Origin of the sequence: uncultured Nostoc sp. (assembly GCF_964247315.1) — a bacterium.
Classification (GTDB): Bacteria; Cyanobacteriota; Cyanobacteriia; order Cyanobacteriales; family Nostocaceae; genus Nostoc.
The window spans coordinates 1-17,691 of record NZ_CAXTTT010000034.1 but is presented as its reverse complement, the minus strand read 5'-3'; the positions used below and the strand labels follow the sequence as shown (position 1 = coordinate 17,691).

The 17,691-nt window shown below is 40.3% G+C and carries 18 protein-coding genes; 12 read left to right on the top strand and 6 right to left on the bottom strand.

Annotation, left to right across the window (positions count from 1 at the left end; genetic code table 11):
- Nucleotides 1–17: 17 nt before the first annotated feature.
- On the bottom strand, nt 18–227 hold the full coding sequence (locus ACFE93_RS12455) for a hypothetical protein (protein ID WP_375473586.1): 210 nt from the start codon (nt 225–227) through the stop codon (nt 18–20).
- A gap of 725 nt (nt 228–952) precedes the next feature.
- Nucleotides 953–1,546 (bottom strand): DUF1802 family protein, encoded by a 594-nt coding sequence (locus tag ACFE93_RS12450; RefSeq protein ID WP_375473585.1) that lies wholly within the window; start codon nt 1,544–1,546, stop codon nt 953–955.
- A gap of 85 nt (nt 1,547–1,631) precedes the next feature.
- Between ACFE93_RS12450 and ACFE93_RS12445 the strand changes: the two genes are divergently transcribed.
- From ACFE93_RS12445 to ACFE93_RS12405, 9 genes are all read left to right on the top strand, one after another.
- A complete protein-coding gene (locus ACFE93_RS12445) occupies nt 1,632–2,588 on the top strand; it encodes an aldo/keto reductase (protein ID WP_375473584.1) in 957 nt (318 codons plus the stop codon).
- A gap of 623 nt (nt 2,589–3,211) precedes the next feature.
- On the top strand, nt 3,212–3,928 hold the full coding sequence (locus ACFE93_RS12440) for a hypothetical protein (RefSeq protein ID WP_375473583.1): 717 nt from the start codon (nt 3,212–3,214) through the stop codon (nt 3,926–3,928).
- A 232-nt stretch (nt 3,929–4,160) separates the two neighbouring features.
- Nucleotides 4,161–5,186: a hypothetical protein gene (locus ACFE93_RS12435; RefSeq protein WP_375473582.1), complete on the top strand. Its 1,026-nt coding sequence runs from the start codon at nt 4,161–4,163 to the stop codon at nt 5,184–5,186.
- On the top strand, nt 5,186–6,952 hold the full coding sequence (locus ACFE93_RS12430; RefSeq protein ID WP_375473581.1) for an ATP-binding protein: 1,767 nt from the start codon (nt 5,186–5,188) through the stop codon (nt 6,950–6,952). Before ACFE93_RS12435 ends, ACFE93_RS12430 begins: the two co-directional genes overlap by 1 nt.
- An 8-nt stretch (nt 6,953–6,960) precedes the next feature.
- Nucleotides 6,961–8,142, top strand: coding sequence for an exonuclease SbcCD subunit D (locus ACFE93_RS12425; RefSeq protein WP_375473580.1), 1,182 nt, complete (start codon nt 6,961–6,963; stop codon nt 8,140–8,142).
- Entirely contained in the window at nt 8,129–8,539 is a 411-nt protein-coding gene (locus ACFE93_RS12420; protein WP_375473579.1) for an AAA family ATPase, read from the top strand. The genes ACFE93_RS12425 and ACFE93_RS12420 overlap by 14 nt, the downstream gene beginning before the upstream one ends.
- Nucleotides 8,540–8,731: 192 nt before the next feature.
- Nucleotides 8,732–9,007, top strand: coding sequence for a hypothetical protein (locus tag ACFE93_RS12415; protein WP_375473578.1), 276 nt, complete (start codon nt 8,732–8,734; stop codon nt 9,005–9,007).
- A gap of 63 nt (nt 9,008–9,070) precedes the next feature.
- Complete coding sequence (locus tag ACFE93_RS12410) at nt 9,071–10,120, top strand: hypothetical protein (protein ID WP_375473577.1); 1,050 nt, start codon at nt 9,071–9,073, stop codon at nt 10,118–10,120.
- Nucleotides 10,121–10,567: 447 nt separating this feature from the next.
- Nucleotides 10,568–11,368: an SbcC/MukB-like Walker B domain-containing protein gene (locus tag ACFE93_RS12405; protein ID WP_375473576.1), complete on the top strand. Its 801-nt coding sequence runs from the start codon at nt 10,568–10,570 to the stop codon at nt 11,366–11,368.
- A 107-nt stretch (nt 11,369–11,475) separates the two neighbouring features.
- Here the strand turns inward: ACFE93_RS12405 and ACFE93_RS12400 are convergent, their stop codons facing one another.
- On the bottom strand, nt 11,476–12,411 hold the full coding sequence (locus ACFE93_RS12400; protein WP_375473575.1) for an alpha/beta fold hydrolase: 936 nt from the start codon (nt 12,409–12,411) through the stop codon (nt 11,476–11,478).
- A gap of 100 nt (nt 12,412–12,511) precedes the next feature.
- Here ACFE93_RS12400 and ACFE93_RS12395 point away from each other — a divergent pair, with 100 nt between their 5' ends.
- On the top strand, nt 12,512–13,393 hold the full coding sequence (locus ACFE93_RS12395; protein WP_375473574.1) for a shikimate dehydrogenase: 882 nt from the start codon (nt 12,512–12,514) through the stop codon (nt 13,391–13,393).
- 150 nt (nt 13,394–13,543) lie between these two features.
- Here ACFE93_RS12395 and ACFE93_RS12390 read toward each other — a convergent pair whose 3' ends face one another.
- Complete coding sequence (locus ACFE93_RS12390; protein ID WP_375473573.1) at nt 13,544–14,926, bottom strand: aminopeptidase P family protein; 1,383 nt, start codon at nt 14,924–14,926, stop codon at nt 13,544–13,546.
- Nucleotides 14,927–14,973: 47 nt separating this feature from the next.
- Complete coding sequence (locus ACFE93_RS12385) at nt 14,974–15,234, bottom strand: hypothetical protein (RefSeq protein WP_375473572.1); 261 nt, start codon at nt 15,232–15,234, stop codon at nt 14,974–14,976.
- A gap of 177 nt (nt 15,235–15,411) precedes the next feature.
- On the opposite strand from ACFE93_RS12385, the gene ACFE93_RS12380 reads away from it, so the two are divergent.
- A complete protein-coding gene (locus tag ACFE93_RS12380) occupies nt 15,412–16,218 on the top strand; it encodes a PhzF family phenazine biosynthesis protein (RefSeq protein WP_375473571.1) in 807 nt (268 codons plus the stop codon).
- A 2-nt stretch (nt 16,219–16,220) separates the two neighbouring features.
- On the opposite strand, the gene ACFE93_RS12375 is transcribed toward ACFE93_RS12380, so the two are convergent.
- Entirely contained in the window at nt 16,221–16,685 is a 465-nt protein-coding gene (locus tag ACFE93_RS12375) for a DUF29 domain-containing protein (protein WP_375473570.1), read from the bottom strand.
- A gap of 197 nt (nt 16,686–16,882) precedes the next feature.
- On the opposite strand from ACFE93_RS12375, the gene ACFE93_RS12370 reads away from it, so the two are divergent.
- Nucleotides 16,883–17,626, top strand: coding sequence for a class I SAM-dependent methyltransferase (locus ACFE93_RS12370; protein ID WP_375473569.1), 744 nt, complete (start codon nt 16,883–16,885; stop codon nt 17,624–17,626).
- Nucleotides 17,627–17,691: the final 65 nt, after the last annotated feature.

Genomic DNA, 17,691 nt, shown 5'->3' with positions numbered 1-17,691 from the left:
ACAATAGCAGGCAGGCTTCATGAAATATGAGTGGTTATATCTACCTCCTCCAAGGATGGTGGCAATTCAGAAGAACTGGCACTATTTTCTGGTGTTGGAAGCTTATTACCTACAATTCCATCCCATGAATAGTTGCAGATTTTAATCCGAAGCAATGTACCAAACGTCAGGTTAATTGCTAGGGCGAAGGAATCGATAAAAATTAGATTCACAAAGCGATCAATCATTAGACCCCCTTGAGCTAAATTAAGCATCAAGTGATATTTGCTTTAGACTACACATGCCACAATCTATTTTCCAGAAATGTCTGTTATCTGAATACTTCTTGCTTGAAGGAGAAAAGGGGAATGGCATTGCGGGTAAGGGCAAAAGGAAAGAACTTAATTATTTATCGCTTTAATCTTAGAAAGAAGTGACGCCACACGAGGGACTTCATCTCATCAGCATAACTGTCACCGATGATACAGGCGGCTAACCTCTACCTCCACGGGCTAATTTGCCCAGTAGATAGCCTTAATTTATTCTACCAAATTCTTGAGATTGTCATTAATAGGTTTAGCTGAAGAGGCGAGAAACATCAACGAAACCTTCATGAAGACTTACAATATTTGAAACTTCAGAATACATACTTCCGACTTTACCTGATTGATGGGTAAATAAATTATGACAACACACAATTATTAGTAGTATTAGATGTAAATGTAGGTTGGGTTAAGCAAAGCGCAACCCAACAAGCAAGACCTGGAAATGTTGGGTTTCGTTCCTCAACCCAACATTTTAAGCCTATCGCGCTACTACAAATATTATTGAGTGTTTAACTGAACCTGATATTAGAGATAATTTATAAAGTTATAAATCAAATGATCTATAGGGTGGAATAGCACTTACTTAAACTAGATTTAGATACCCGACTTATTGAATAAATCGGGTATCTGAACAACAAGTTGGGTTATTAGAAGGATGGAGCATACAACTTATCGCCGACAATCTGGCGAATTGTCTCTACTATTTGGCTGTATGCAAAGTTAGATAAAACTGGTTGTGTTGTTTGCAAGTAAATCGATCGATCTAAATCAATCCATGACTTGCAGCCAGCGTATTTGGCGTAATAGGGAATTTCTTGCTCTTGCGGTAGTTTATATGTCCGCAGAAGCAGAATATAAAGGGGTTGACGTGCTTTCCATTTGAGGCGATCGCTAATAAAATGCTCGTTCCAAATATGGAAGGGAAGTAAGCTGTTGACAATAGACTCGTCACTCACTGGCAAAATATCTGTAATTTCAGCCCAACTGCCAATGCGAACAGTTTCAGGATGCCAGCCTGATGTTACTGGATAGACATTATTGGCATACTCAGCTTTCAGCATGAAAGCTTGTTGATGTTCATAAGTAGGGTAAAGCAAAATTTGCTTGTGGGCAACTTGGAAATGTCCATGTCGTTCGTGGATACCGCCTTTGCGGAGCAACATAATTGTTTTGCCATCTTCCAAGGCATTTATGGCAACTGCCCATTCTTTGAGAGCATGAAAAGTTGTAGTCAATTCCATCGGTATCTACTGTAACTCTGATTTAATTTGAAGCTAAGACTGATAAAGTATGAACCTGTCCAAGGCAATAAATTAGGAAGTAGTTATGGAAAAGCGATCGCTAGGTATAAGTGAAGTCAAAATCACACCCATTCTGATGGGAACTTGGCAAGCTGGTAAAAGAATGTGGGTGGGAATTGACGATGCTGACTCGATTAAAACTATTCGAGCCGCTTATGAAGCTGGCATCACGACAATTGATACTGCTGAAGCTTATGGTGAAGGACACTCTGAGCGAATTGTCGCTGAAGCTTTATCTGATGTACGAACTCACGTGCAATATGCCACGAAAGTTTTTGCTAACCATCTTAAGTATGAACAAGCGATTGAAGCTTGCGATCGTTCCTTAACTAACCTGAAAACTGATTACATCGATCTTTACCAAATACATTGGCCCTCCGGCGCTTTCAATAGTGAAATAGTACCTATCGAAGAAACTATGAAAGCTCTTAACATGCTCAAAAAGCAAGGTAAAATTCGAGCAATCGGTGTTTCCAATTTTTCTGCTGTCCAGTTAGCAGAAGCAACAACTTATGGACGTATTGATAGTTTACAACCACCCTATTCTTTATTCTGGAGACAGGTAGAACAAGATGCATTGCCCTATTGTATCGAAAACAATATTTCTATCCTTGCTTATTCGCCTTTAGCGCAGGGGTTGTTAACAGGAAGATTTGCTCTCGGTCATAAATTTGACCCAACAGATAACCGTGCTAAAAATAAACTGTTTCAAGGCGAAAACTTTGAACGTGCCCAACAAGCGCTAGAAAAACTGCGTCCTATAGCTCTTCATCATAATTGTACCCTTGCTCAGTTAGCTTTAGCCTGGTTAATTGCTCAACCTCAAACAAATGCGATCGCTGGAGGGCGTTATCCCGAACAAGCACTAGATAATGCATTAGCCGCCCAAATCAACCTTTCTACCGCTGAATTGGCAGAAATTGATGCCATTGGCCGTATTGTCACCGACCATCTGGATGACAATCAGATTATGTGGGTTTGATGACAATGCAGTTTGCTTACTATGCTTAATCTATCCAAGATCCCTTTAACTTTCTTCAAAAGAGGGTTGGGGATCAAATTTATGGCTCTAGATTGCAAAATCTAACAAAACGTCAACTTTAGTAAACCAAGGGTTGCAACTTACAAATTAAGTGATAATTTAGATAGTAGGACACAAAAAAAATAAAACCAAACAAAAAGGGTTAATGACTTAGTGTCGCCTTGTCATCAGCCCAAGCAAATTTCAGCATATCAAATGTAAGAAAAGTGGCAAAAAGCCTAATGTAGAGGGCGAAGCCAAATCCTAAAGCAGAAAAACGCAAGAATGCTGAGTTTGTTAGTTTTTCAGTCCACCCTAGTTATTAACCTTCAGTTAGTTAATCAGTTTAAAATTTGAAACCTGTAAACTCGATAAAACCTGGTCAACCTCGACCAGGTTTTTGGTATTTTACTGTAATATGATTTTCTCGGTACGGCAGCGAGTGCCAGTGGGGCTTTGTTGGGTTACGCTTTGCTTAACCCAACCTACAATTTTTTACAAAGCCAAGCGTATTGGATGGACTATAGCTAATTTTCCAGCAGGGAATAAAATAGGACAGCAACATATCCTGCTAGGAGAATTTGATGAAAAAGTATCGCTTTTTAAATAAGATTACTACAGTTATGATTGTAGCTGCCCTTTCTTTTTCCTGTAAGTCTTCTGTTAGTAGAAATGTAGAACAGGCAAAAGCAACTGAGAAACCGAAGCTACAACCAAATCTTATCTATGGCGATTTAATTATTAAAGAACAATCAGATTATCTAATGATTCCTGTTAGTCTTGCAGAGCAGAATGAAGATAAAGGAATTGATTTAAACCTTTCACGTTCTTATGAAAATGAAAGAAATCAATTGTATAACATCATCTTTTATCAAAAGCAAGGTAGTGAAGCTCATCTTTTATTAAATAAAAAAGCCATTATCACCTCCTTCGATTTATTGGAGATAAAAGCGGCAAAAAAGCCAACTACCAGAGTTTGGTTATATAAAATCATTGACCAAGATACAAATACAGATAAAAAACTTAACAACGAAGATGCTACTATTGGCTATCTTTCTGATTTATCAGGTAAGAACCTTCAGCAAATTACCCCAAATAATACTCGAATAATCAGTTGGGTTGTTGTTCCAAGTGAAAATGCAATTTTTCTAAAAATTATTAAAGACTCAGATAATGATAAAAAGTTTACAAAAGAAGATAAAACAAATTTTGTAAGGGTTAACCTCGATAAAATCGGTATGGGAACTGAGATTATTAGTGACCAAATAGAGCAAGAACTTAGATCCTACGTTTTTAAATAATTAAATAAGTGTGTTTTAAACTTGACAAGGCAAATTTTAGCTGGGATCGCATGAGCCGCTAAAATTCCTTTGCTCTTTAGCGATCGCCCCTTCTGCAATGCGGTAGGTTCGTTCCTATTTGGATGACTATTAACAAAAGTTGCCAAGATTTAATAATCCATAAACTTGACAATCATTCGGAGATTGTGAGTAACATTAGAAACATATATTTGACGAAGCAAAATACAAAGTAATGTCTGAGGAGAACTATGTAAGTAGCTTCTGGCGATCGCATAACTTTCGCTTGGAGCCTTGGAGGAATGACTACGAGCCGCCAATTCAAATCAGCGAAGAGCTTTCACTGTCTGAAAGTGATATTAACCCAACAGTAGAAACTGAGAATTGGGACTGTTTTCAGTCTCCTGAACCGCGATCGCTACCTAATCGCCTCATTTTTATCGACGGGCGTCGTCGGCTAGACGCTGCGCTTGTCGGTGGGGATGGCAACACAATAACATACGGTGTTTTTGGGACAATTGCTGTGGGTGCAGTGGTAGTAGATAGAACTATCCCCAAAGCGAGTTGTATTGAAATTAATGTTTGCCGAGTTGTGGGTTTTGGCGGAGAGCAAGATGTAGTATCAACACCCATCCCTTGTCCTTTAGGAAGCAAAGCAGAATTACTCTACACAGCAATTAAAAGCAATCAACCAAATACTCCTGAAGCACGGGGTGCAATTGTTCAAAATGCCATGCTAGCAGCAGAGGAACAGCTAGTAGGCAAACTAAATGTAAAAGATGCAAATACTTTGGTAATTCGAGATGGAGCATTGCGATATGAATCGCCAACATCTACGTTGGGCTACATCAAGACAATGCACAAACAATACCTATCTGAAAATTATGCTGCCTTCTTGTGGAAATTGTTACCAGGAAAGCGCACACCTATTTTTCATATTAAAGATAGATCCCAATACTCTTGGTATTTGAAATCTGGTGATTCTCAATATTCTCCACAACAACTTGGCTACCACGATTTACATGGCATCGTGCGGCTGGAGTTATCTAGCAAAATTGACATAGAAACAGCTAAAGAAATAGCTAATCAAACTTGCTATTTAATTCCCTATTATGCTTCCCATCCATCACGAGATCCGCGCGCACCACAAAACCTTGCACCTGTTAGCGCTTTGGAACGGGAATTAGGCAGAAGAATGGGTGATGCAATACTAATTAAGCGACGGCTGCAATGCTTTCTGGCATCTTTTGGAGGTAATTAATGATATCTTCTGAACCAATCGGTTTTGTACTTGGTACTAAAGAAGCTACTCCTTTGGAATTTTGGATAGCAGTGGATGCCAAAAAAGTTTTACGGCTAGATGATGTTGTAGAGGTGCAAACTCAACGTCCAGATGGTGGCGGAATTGTACGTTTTTACGGTGTGGTGGATTATGTCCGCACTCAATACGAAGGAGCGCAATTTGATACTGATACTTTTTTAGTTGCTAAAGAAGGTATTTTACCAATCAATATTTCTTACACTGCTCACGTTCAAGTCACAAGAATTGAGCCAGAAGAGTATTTACCCCCACAACCAGGCGATCCAGTTCACCTCGCTGTAGGTAAACAGTTGGCATCGGCTTTGTATTTTGACAGCATGGATACCCCAATTCCGGCTGGTATTATGAATAACGGCAATGCAGCATATTTTAACTACTCATTTATCAATGGTGAAAAAGGCGCTCATGTAAATATTTCTGGTGTTTCGGGAGTTGCTACTAAAACATCCTATGCTTTGTTTTTGTTATATTCTATTTTCAATTCTCCGGTTTTAGGTTCTTATAAAGCTAATACTAAAGCACTAATTTTCAATGTTAAGGGTGAAGATTTATTCTTTTTAGACAAATTAAATCAAAGTTATGGCAATTCTGAAAAGCAAAAGGATAAAAATAAATATGAATTGATGAAATTGCCAGTACAACCTTTTAAAAGTGCAAGTTTTCGGGCTGCACCAAAAAGAGATTCCCGAACTGTTGATTCTGATTTAGAACAGCGTTATGAAGGGATATCAGTTTATTTGTGGAGTATTCGGGAATTGTGCCGCGATCGCTTGTTTCGCTTTTTGTTCACTGGTGAGGATTTAGACCGAGGAAATCTATCTTACTTAGTAACAATAGTAGAAGAAAGGTTAGCACGGGTAGCAGAAGAAAATGACCAGAGCGATTGTCAGAGTCGGCGCAAACCGCAAGCTTATTTACAAGTAGAAGCGTTTGCGGAAGAAGGCAAAACACAAATTAAAACCTTTAGAGATTTAATTGACTTTTTAGAAGACAAACTTCTCAATGACGAAGATCGAGAAGAAAACAAGCGTTGGTTAGGGCGAAATGTTGCAGCTACGGCTGAAGCAATGATTCGGCGTTTGTATGGTATCAGTAGTGAAGTTAACCATTTAATTCGTGGGGATTTATCACCAGATGAAGTTGCTAAATACCAACTCAACCCAATAGCTTCAGATGCTCAACTGACTGTAACTGATATCCACAAACTCAGTGCCCGCGCTCAAAAGTTTGTTGTGGGTGTTTTACTACAAAAGCTATTTTTTCAAAAGGAAAAACAGGGTAGGGAACCTGTTGTTTTTATCGTTCTGGATGAATTAAACAAATATGCACCCCGTGATGGACGTAGCCCGATTAAAGATTTACTAGTAGATATTGCAGAACGGGGGCGATCGCTAGGAATTATCTTAATTGGCGCACAGCAAACGGCCTCAGAAGTTGAACGGCGCGTTGTTGGACAAGCGGCTATCCGTGTTGTGGGTAGGTTAGATTCAGCCGAAGCAGAACGTCCAGAATATAACTTTCTTACAGGTTCTTGTCGCAAGCGAGCTTTATTTCTTAAATCTGGAACGATGTTTGTGCATCAGCCAGAAGTCCCTGCACCAATTTTAATTAACTTCCCCTTCCCCGCTTACGCCACTCGTAAGGAAGAAGTATTTTTGAGCCAAACAGAAATTACCAGCATCGAAGCTGATATTGACCGTTTTTAGGAGGAATTGTGCGTTTAATTCATACATCTGACTGGCATTTGGGGCGACATCTCAAAGGCAAAGATCGTACCCCGGAAATTGAATTTACTCTAAATGAACTTTTACGACAAGCTAAAGAATTAGAAGTTGATGCGGTATTAATCGCAGGCGATATTTTTGAAACTCCTAATCCACCATCTGATGCTGAACGAGTTGCGTATCAGTTTTTCGAGGGATTGCGAAATGCCAAAATTCCGGCAATAGCGATCGCAGGTAATCATGATTCTGCTTCCCGCTTTGATGGCATAGCTAATCTCTTGTCTTTAGCTGGCGTGCAGATTTTAGGGAAACCTCGTCGTGTCAATCAAGGAGGTTTGATTACCCTAGAAACCCCTAACGGCAAACTGCGTGTAGCTGCTATGCCCTTTGCTTCAGAACGGCGACTATTGACAGTTGAAAATCTGTGGACAATGGACGAGTTACAGCAAATAAACCACTACAGAGAAAGGGTAGGCTATTTGCTCAACAACTTAGCCACTGGTTTTCAAGATGATAGTGTGAATATCCTCATGGCTCACCTCACTGTTGATGGTGCTAGATTAGCCAATTCCGAAGCCCGTCATCACACCAAAGAAACCTACGCCTTGGCTGGACAAAGCCTACCTGCTGAAGCTCAGTATATTGCTCTCGGACACATCCATAAATCTCAAGAAATTCCAATTGCAGCTCCTACTTACTATTCAGGTTCTTTGATTCAAGTGGACTTTGGCGAAGCTGAAGAAGATAAAGGATTTTATTTGATTGATGTTGAACTTGGTTCTCCCGCCAAAAAACCAGAGTTTATATCTATCCCCTGTCAAAAACCTTTGAAGATAGTCGAATGTGAATTGAGCGATTATGAAGAAAAACTAGAACCACAACGCACTCATCCAGGCTATCTGAAGGTAATTATTAACTTGCAAACGCCCCAAATCGGGTTAGCTGACAAAATTCGGAAAATTTGTGGCGATAAAGTCCTGCAAATTGAGCCACGTTTTCCAGAAGTGGAATCAAAGCGGGAAAAATCCATAAATCAGGAAGAGTTCGAGCCAGTGGAAGAATTTAAACGCTACTTCCAAGAAGAATTAAACACAACGCCTCCTCTGGCCGTTGTAGCAAAATTTGAAGAACTATACAAGGAAATTAAGGAAAACCAAGATGCGACCGCTTGAACTGACTTTAGAAGGTTTTACCAGTTTTCGTAATCAGACAAAGATTAATTTTGAGAAGTTGGAAGTATTCGCTATTACTGGCCCAACAGGCGCGGGCAAATCATCTTTACTCGATGCGATGACTTTGGCATTATATGGGAAAGTAGCAAGAAAAACTCAACCCAAAGAATTATTGAGTCAGGGGAGTTTAAAATTACAGGTATCATTACGCTTTTTGGTTAATCAAACAGAGTTTTTAGTCTTTCGTTCATGGTTATATCGTACTAAAACATCCCAGCCCAGGGCGGCCGCATCATGTCAACAAAAGGATTGTATTTTCAATAAGCTCCCAAATAGTCGCATTAATTGTTGCTTATTGACACAGGTTGAAGCGATCACTTTGAGCTTGGGAAACTAAACCAAACGATAAATGCTGATTTTTTCGTTGGTTCTTAACCTTGGTTGTGATCAAGAGTAATTTAGATGCGTTTGCCCTGCATCCCAGCCTAAGCTTACTTTTAAGTTAGAAAAGCGGATAAATGACGATTTTCAACCTTTTGGAGAACAAAAGGAAGCAGAGATTAATGCCGTTATCGAGAAAGTTTTAGGAATGAATTTTGAAACTTTTACAAAAGTTATTTTGCTTCCTCAAGGTCAATTTGATGAGTTCCTCAAAGGTAAAAGTACTGAACGGCGTCAGATTTTAAGCAATCTGGTTGGATACGAAAAAATTTTTTCAGATATGTGTTCGCAGGCTGGAAAGCAAGCTAATCTTCTTGAAGGTGAATGTAACGGAATTCAAGAACAGCTAAAAAATCTGGATTTATCATTAGATATAGAACTGAATTCTCAACGACGCGATCGCTCTCAGTTTCTCTCACAATAATTACCCAGATTACATGAAGCAGTTACCAAAGCACAAACCGCTTTAGCCGCAGAAAAAGAATTATTGCAACGTCTGAAAGCTTTAGCAGATTGGCAAGAGCAACTTGAGGAATTAAATAAACAAGCTATAGAAATAAGTGAATTAAAACAGCAATTAGAACAAGCGCGAGTTAGCGATCGCTTATCAGCCATCTGGACATCAGTCAATTTGGCTCGCAATCGATATGACAAAACTCAAGCTGATGTTGAGATTGCTTCCAAAGCTTTGATTGAGAAACAATCAGCTTTTAAAATTCAAGAAGATAATTTCAGTCAAGCACAAACCTACCAGACTGAAATTGCACCGCAGCTAAAACGGCGAGAAGAAGCCCTTAATACTGCCAAAATCTATGAAGAACAGCGTCGTCAAATTAACGACGAAGTAAAGAGGTTAGAAAAAAAATTAGCAGAAAAAGTCAAGTATTTAACAGAGGCTGATAAAGCTGTCAAAAAAGCTGAATTGGAATTAATCCAAAAAAATCAGATATTGACTATAGTTAATAATGAAATTTCTCAATCTTCCTCTGGTGGTGATAAATTAGAGCAACTTAATCAAGTTATACCTTTACTAATTAAGTGGGAAGGAATTCAAAAGCAAGTTGAAAGCGATCGCACCAAACTACAACAAATTACTCAAGAATTAATCACCGCTGAATCTGATTATCAGTCTACTATTTTAAATTTCCAAAAATCTAAAGCAGAATGTGATCGATCTCGTGTTGAATTAGATATTGCTAGACAAAACAATTATGCTGCGGCTTTACGTGCATTGCTACATACTGACGATGATTGTCCAGTTTGTGGTGGTGTTTATCCAGAAGCCCACTTTTTACCACAACTAGAATCTTCTGGCAATATCGAAGCACTAGAAAAATGCGATCGCGCTGCTGAACAAACTCGTCAAAAAGCTGCTGATACTAAAACTAAAGCTGAAACAACCAGGGATAATCTAAAAAAACAAGAAATTGAATGTCGTCAAATATTAGCAGAAAAAGAAGCCGATCTGGAGGCAGAGACACAACAAATTAGTGTCATCTTAAAAACAGACAAATGGAAAGTTAAAGTACTTGAATAGGAACGCCAAGCATTACATGAAAGTGACGCTAAGTATCAACAATATTTAAGAAATAAAGAGAAAACAGTTACAGAAGTTCAAGTAAGCGAACAAAATTTCAAGTCTGCAACAAGTAATTTATCAGATAAGCAAACTCAACATCAAGATGCAGCACATGAAGTAGAACGCCAAAAAATACAACTTCAGGAAATATCAGATCAACTATCCAAACTTACTGAGGGTGAGTCTTATGATAATTTATTCCAAAAGCTAGAACGAGATAAACAAGAGTTAGAGCATCGTATTCAGCATGAAACCCATAACTATCAAACTGCTCGTGATGAATTTCGGCAAGCTCGACAAAGTGAGATCAAGGCAAAAAAAGACTTTGATTTAGCTTCTACTGAAAAACAACACCTAGAAACTGAATGGCAGACTAGTTTATTATCTGTAAACTTTACAGAGCAATTGTTTCACCAATCTAAAGTAGACCCAGAAGAACAAAATCAATGGCAGCTGAAAATTGATGATTACAACACTAATAAAATTCAGTTGCAAACTAACGTTAAGCGAGAAACGGATGCAATTGGTGATAGAACTACCAACGCAGAAATAATTGTCCAGTATGAAAAAATTGTAGCTGATGCTGGAGAAAAATATAAACAAGCACAAGATGAATACAACAATTTAAAACTTGTGATTGCTAAAGCTGAAGAACAGCAAGAGCAAGTAGAGAAACTGCAAGCACAACTATCTAGCAAACAACAAGAGCTAGGAACATATCAAATTTTGTCCAAAGAGTTGAGATCGGATCGATTTCAAGACTATATTCTCCAGCATTTTGAGCGAGAATTAGTAGAACAAGCAACAGTGTTTCTGCTCGAACTTACAGAACAGCGATATGCATTGAAATACGAAAAAAAAGATTATAAAGTAGAAGATAACTGGAGTGGTGGTGAATCTAGACGAGTGCAAACCCTATCTGGTGGTGAAACCTTTGCTACTTCTTTATCACTGGCTCTGGCACTTTCAGAAAAGTTGTCTAGAGGAGCTAAGTTAGGCAGTCTGTTTATAGATGAGGGATTTGGGACATTAGATGCTGAAACTCTGCAAAGTGTCTCAAATATTTTACTGTCTTTGGGAAAACAAGAGAGACTGGTTGGCGTAATTACTCATGTTCCCGCTTTGGGAGAGGAGTTAGGAACACAAATCAAAGTAGAAAAGTTTTTAGAAGGCTCGCGGATTGTTGTAACAGGAATTTCAGCTTAATGGTAGTTTTCTTTTTTATCTAACTATCTTTTTGATAGAAAAATTTACAAGTAGAGACGCAATTTATTGCGTCTCTCAACATCATTTTATAATGAGATTTAATCTCCCTAGTCAATAGACCAAATCCAATCGCGTAATAGTTGATTTACTCCATCGGGTACTTCATCATGGGGACAATGACCTGCTGTTAAGAAATGCTCTGTGAGTTGAGGACAATATTGACGAAACTTTTGAGAACGTTCTCTAGGATTCATCCACGGATCGGCTTCTCCCCATAACATCAATAAAGAACAAGTTAATTGCTTTAGTAGTACATCAACTTTTTCCCCTTGAGGACTGCTAAAAACTGAAACAAATACATCCAATGCACCCGGATCAAAAGCAGGGCGAGAAATTTCTTCTACTAATTGGTCTGTAACTGCACTTTTATCAAGGTATACCTTTTCTAAAGTTTGGCGAATTACCCAACGTTGTCGTACATATTGAAATAACACAAACTGAGCTAAAGGTTGTTGAAAAATCCATTTAACTGAGTCACCCAGAAGTTTCTCTAAAGAAGAGGGTTTTTTGGGTGGCTGAATTTCGCTTTGCAAAGCTTCCGGTTCAGATGTTGGCTGGTTTTCGCTAAAAGGCCCAGCACTATTGAGCAAGACTAAACCAGCTGCACTGTCGGGACGTTGTGACGCAACACACAAGCAAGCATAACCACCAAGAGAATTACCTGCTAATATTGCTTTTTCACCAATCACTTCGCTGATAAAATCATGAAGTTGGTCGCGCCACAAGTCGCCACTATACTGCAATTTTGGTTTTGCCGATCGCCCGAATCCCAAAAGGTCGATCGCAAATACTTCAAAATCTTGACACAATCCTGTGATATTCTTGCGCCAGTGGTCTGTAGAAGCACCAAATCCATGTACCAAAAGTAAGGGCGGACGTTGCGTTTGTTTCTCTCCCGCACGCACGTAGTAAACATTGTGCCCGCGCCACTGCCAATATTTGCCAGGAATTGGAGTTGTAGAAGGGGCTGTAGTTGCCTGCATGATTTAAAGAAATGTTAAGGAGCTTTTAATAATTGTAGGCTAGCTGAGGAGTGAGAAGCAGGGGGATGACAAATGACAAATGACAAATGACAAATGACAAATGACAAAATTAATTACAGGTAAAACTAAACTACTAGGAGTCATTGGACATCCGGTGGAGCATTCGCTGTCACCAGTTATGCATAATGCTGCGATCGCACAATTAGGATTAGATTACATTTATCTCCCTTTTCCGATTGAACCACAAAATTTAGAAGTGGCGATCGCAGGTTTTGCTGCTGTTGGGGTTGTCGGCTTTAATGTGACAATACCTCACAAACAGGCAATCATTCCCCTACTCTCAGAAATTACACCCCTGGCTCAAATTATTGGAGCAGTAAATACTGTTAGCCGCCAAAATCACCAATGGGTAGGCACAAATACAGATATAGAAGGATTTATTGCCCCTTTACAGACAACATATAAACAAGATTGGAGTCAGAAAGTAGCGGTAATTTTAGGCAATGGTGGTGCAGCCAGAGCAGTTGTCGCAGGTTGTACTCAGCTAGGTTTTGCCCAAATTCATGTTGTTGGGCGCAATATGCAGAAATTAGAAGAATTCCGCAATAGTTGGAGCAATTCACCCCTTGCTGAGAAATTCCAGGTTCATCAATGGGAAGAATTACCAAAACTCATTCCCCAAGCAAATCTGCTGGTAAACACAACTCCGATTGGGATGTATCCTAAAGTCGATGAATCGCCTTTGAGTGTAGAAGAAATCGCGAATTTACTAAGGGGTGCGATCGCTTACGATTTAATATATATTCCTAAACCAACACAATTTCTAAAGCAGGCAAAAAAACAAGGCGCAATTGCTATCGATGGATTAGAAATGCTAGTTCAACAAGGGGTAGCAGCATTAAAAATCTGGTTACAGCAAGAAACTTTGCCTGTAGAAGTGATGCGCCAAGCGTTACAAAATCACCTGGGTTTAGGGGAGTGATGAAACTTATTACCCCCCTTAATCCCCCCTTGTAAAGGGGGGAAATCGGATCTCCAGTTCCCTGCCCTTGCAAAGGAGGAAAATCAGATATCCGGTTCCCTCCCCAATACATACGGGGAGGGTTAGGGTGGGGTAAAATTTAGCATAAACTCAGCCATTAACTAGATTTTCTACAGTATCGGCATCATTTGGCAATGCGGCGGTTAAAACTTCGCTGCCTTCTGTAGTAACTAAAACATCATCTTCAATGCGAATTCCCCGCACATCGGCAAATTCTGATAAACGCTGCCAATTCACTACATTCTGATATTTTGAACGGACATTAGCATCATTTAAAATTGCTGGGACTTGATAAAAACCAGGCTCAATTGTGACTAACATTCCTGGACGCAGGGGACGATTTAAACGGAGGTAGCTTAAGCCAAAGCGATCGCTCCTTTCACGTCCCTCTTCATACCCGGCTAAATCGCCTAAATCTTCCATATCATGCACATCTAAACCCAGTAGATGGCCGATACCATGAGGAAAAAACAGCGCGTGGGCATCCATTTCTACTAAATCTTCGGGATTTCCTTGTAAAATACCTAACTCTACTAAACCTTCAGCGATCGCTGTAGCCGCTAGCAGATGAATATCCCCATACTCTACACCAGGCTGGATTTTGGCAATACAAGCATCATGGGCTACCAACACCACATTATAAATATCTCTTTGGGTAGATGAAAACTTACCCGAAACTGGCCACGTGCGAGTCACATCACCTGCCCAACCCGTTTGGGTTTCAGCGCCAACATCGGCAAGCAGTAAGTCACCTGGTTGCAAACTATGGTGATACTGCTCGTTATGCAAAACTTCACTGCGAACAGTAACAATACTGTTGTAAGAGGTAGTCATATTGTGGGCAATAATTACCCCTTCCATCGCTGCCCGAACTTCAGCTTCTAGTTTGGCTTGGGGTGTTGCTGCCATTCCAGCTTTGTGAGCTTTGACAGTGACAGCCGCAGCTTTTCGCAACTCGGTTAATGCACCATCATCGTGGGTGAGGCGGAGTGAAACGATCGCCTTAGCTAACTCCAAGTCGATTCCTTGGGGAAGACTTTGTGGTAAAACCCATCTATTTAATAGCTGCGATTGCTGCGTCCAAGTAGCTGCATCTTGGACAGCAAGTGTAGCGGCATCTTCTAGCCAAGACTCTAATTCTGCCATTGGTCGAGCCACATCCGCCCCAATCTTCTCGGCTATTTCCTCTCGCGTTGGCGTTTCTCCATGCCAAAGGACGCTGCTGGGTGACGGATCGTCGATGAATAGTTCTAGCTTTCCTCCTTCTAGACGAATTGCCGCCTTTGGTAATGGCAGTCCGGCGAAATAGAGGAAATGACTGTTAGCACGAAACGGAAAGGTATTGGCGGGAAAGTTGCGCGAATTGTTGCTACCCGACCACAGAATTGCTGGAAAATCAATCAGCTTGGCTAGTTGTTGCCGTCGGTGGCGTAAAGTATCGCCGAGGGAAGTAGAAGTTTGTTGGATAAGCATAAATGTAAACTCAAAAAAAAGGATAAAGGTGATAGTTTTGCCTTTATTTAATCGTTATCGTCTTTATCGTCATCTTTTTTATCATTTTTGCGATCGCCATTTTTATCTTGGTTATCTTTGTTATTTTGCTTTGTCTGCTGAGGCTGTTGGGTAGGTTGTACGACTGGTTTTTGTTGCTCAGTTGGTGCAGGTGGCTGCGGGGCTTCAACAACACAACTAACTAATCCTCCAGAAATTAGCCCTAAGTTGACCGCAGCAAATATGCTTCTGAAGATTTTTATCCTCACGTTTTCGGTTTGCTTTAACATTGACCTTAGTTTTTGGAGATTGTATTCCTAATTTATAAGGTACTGTATATAGCGGTTCTCATTTGGATTAACACAGGGTAGAGGCTCATGGCTGTGCGCCCGAATGATATCGTGTCCGTATAATTAAGCAAGTCGGCGTGAAAATTTGTTGTTGCGTTAACTTTCAAGGTGAATCTAATGGGACAAATCATTACTCAGGTTGATGCTTTTACCAATACACCTTTCGCGGGTAATCCGGCTGCTGTCTGTGTTGTGCCTACTCCCCAAGATGAGCGCTGGATGCAGAACATAGCGCAGGAGATGAATCTATCTGAAACAGCTTTTTTAGTCAGACAGGATGATGGCTTTAATCTGCGTTGGTTTACGCCCACGGTGGAAGTACCGCTTTGTGGTCATGCAACTTTAGCTAGCGCCCATGTACTTTGGTCAGAGGGGCATTTGTCACCTGATAAAGTTGCACGTTTTTATACCAAGAGTGGAGTGCTGATTGCGAACTTGCAAGGTGAGTGGATTGAGTTAGATTTTCCTGTAAATCACTCACAAGCAACAGTCGCCCCTCCAGAACTCAAGCAAGCTTTGGGTGTACCCTACAAATCTGTCTTGCAGAATTCACTAGGTTATCTAGTGGAATTGGAATCTGAAGAATTAGTACGGCAAATACAGCCTAATTTTCAACTACTCAAAACCTTACCGATTTCTGATGTGATTGTCACCAGCCTCACTGACTCTGATTCTGAATATGATTTCGTCTCTCGCTTCTTTGCACCGGGATTAGGTATTAATGAAGACCCAGTTACTGGAGCGGCTCATTGCTGTCTTGCTTCCTTCTGGCGCGATCGCTTGCACAAAAATGAATTTTTGGCTTATCAAGCATCCAATCGCGGTGGCGTCGTGAAGGTGTATTATGACGGGGGCGATCGCGTCTTTCTCGCCGGACAAGCGGTAACTGTGCTACGAGGTGAGTTAATTACTGCATCAACCTAATATTACAAATCAATAATATTCGGCAAAAACTCACTATCAAGAACTTGGGCAATGGAATAAGGACATTCCGCAGGAAACGTATTTATTGGTAGTTCAGTTTCATTACTAGCAGCTTTTAATCCCCGATGATAGCACTGGGCTAAAACTTCTTCTGGATAAGACTTGAGGCTGGGACTTTCTTGCAGTAAATCTGCAATTTTGTGGCGCTGCCGATCAATCGTATTTCGCCAAGAGCCACTCCGCAAACTAGACTGATATTGCCACTTGAGCAAATGCTGTAATAATACTTCCAAGCGGCTTTTCAACTCTCGTCGTTCTGACCGTCCCAAGCTTTCAATCTCCTCAATCACAGCATCCCAGTCTACTTGTCCAAATTGTCCAGCACGAATGAGTTGTACAGTTTTTTCTGTCCATGCTGCAAAGTCTGTTTCATACAACTGGGCTGCGCTTTTCGGAATCTGGGTCATGAGCTTGCTGGAATCTACCGTATACTACCTAAATTGGAGATACTTTACGCCCATTTTAACTTCAAGAAAGCGATCGCATCTTTTTAGCCATACAAGCCGTAAGGCGCTTATCTTGAACTATTGATGCTGAGGTGACAGGCGTGGAATTTAACTTTTCAGACATTCTTTAATAAAAAACTTGCAAGTGAGGCGAAAAAATGGCAACTGTGTTTGATAACATAGCTCTCCAGTTTCAAAAACTTAACAAATTGCCTTATCGCTTGTATGGTGAGGCATATACATTCTTAAATTTAATCGGAGATGTTGCCGGGAAATCAATCCTCGATCTAGCTTGTGGAGAAGGATTTTTCACACGATTGCTCAAACAGAATGGCGCTGCACGTTTGGTTGGTGTGGATATTTCCTCAGAAATGATCAAATTGGCAAGACTTGAAGAAGCTTCTGCTCCACTTGAAATTGAATATATCATCGGTGATGTCATGGAAATTGGTTCTCTTGGCAGCTTCGATCTTGTGGTAGTCTCCTACTTGCTGAATTGCGCTTCAACTAAAGAGCAACTACTCAAAATGTGTCAGGCCATAGCAATTCATCTGAAACCTGGTGGTCGATTCGTCAGTTTGAACAATAATTTAGAACTGCTTCCAGAGTTTTATCATAAACATCAGAAATATGGCATTGTTAGGAGATGTGCCCAGTCGCTCCAAGAAGGTACTCCCATAACCTTAACATTGAGCATTCCTGATGACGGTGAGTCTATCAGTATTGATAACTACTACCTTAGCCAAGCGACTTATGAATGGGCTTTGATGAGTGCTGGTTTTAAAGAGATCCGTTGGCATCATCCAATAGTCTCTCCCAAAGGCATACAGAAATTTGGCTCCGATTTCTGGCAAGATTACATTGACTATCCCGATATGATAGGCATTACCTGCCTAAAATAGCGCGGCACAATCGTATTGTCAGGTGAAACAATCGTGTTGTCAGGCGAAACAATCGCATTGTCAGG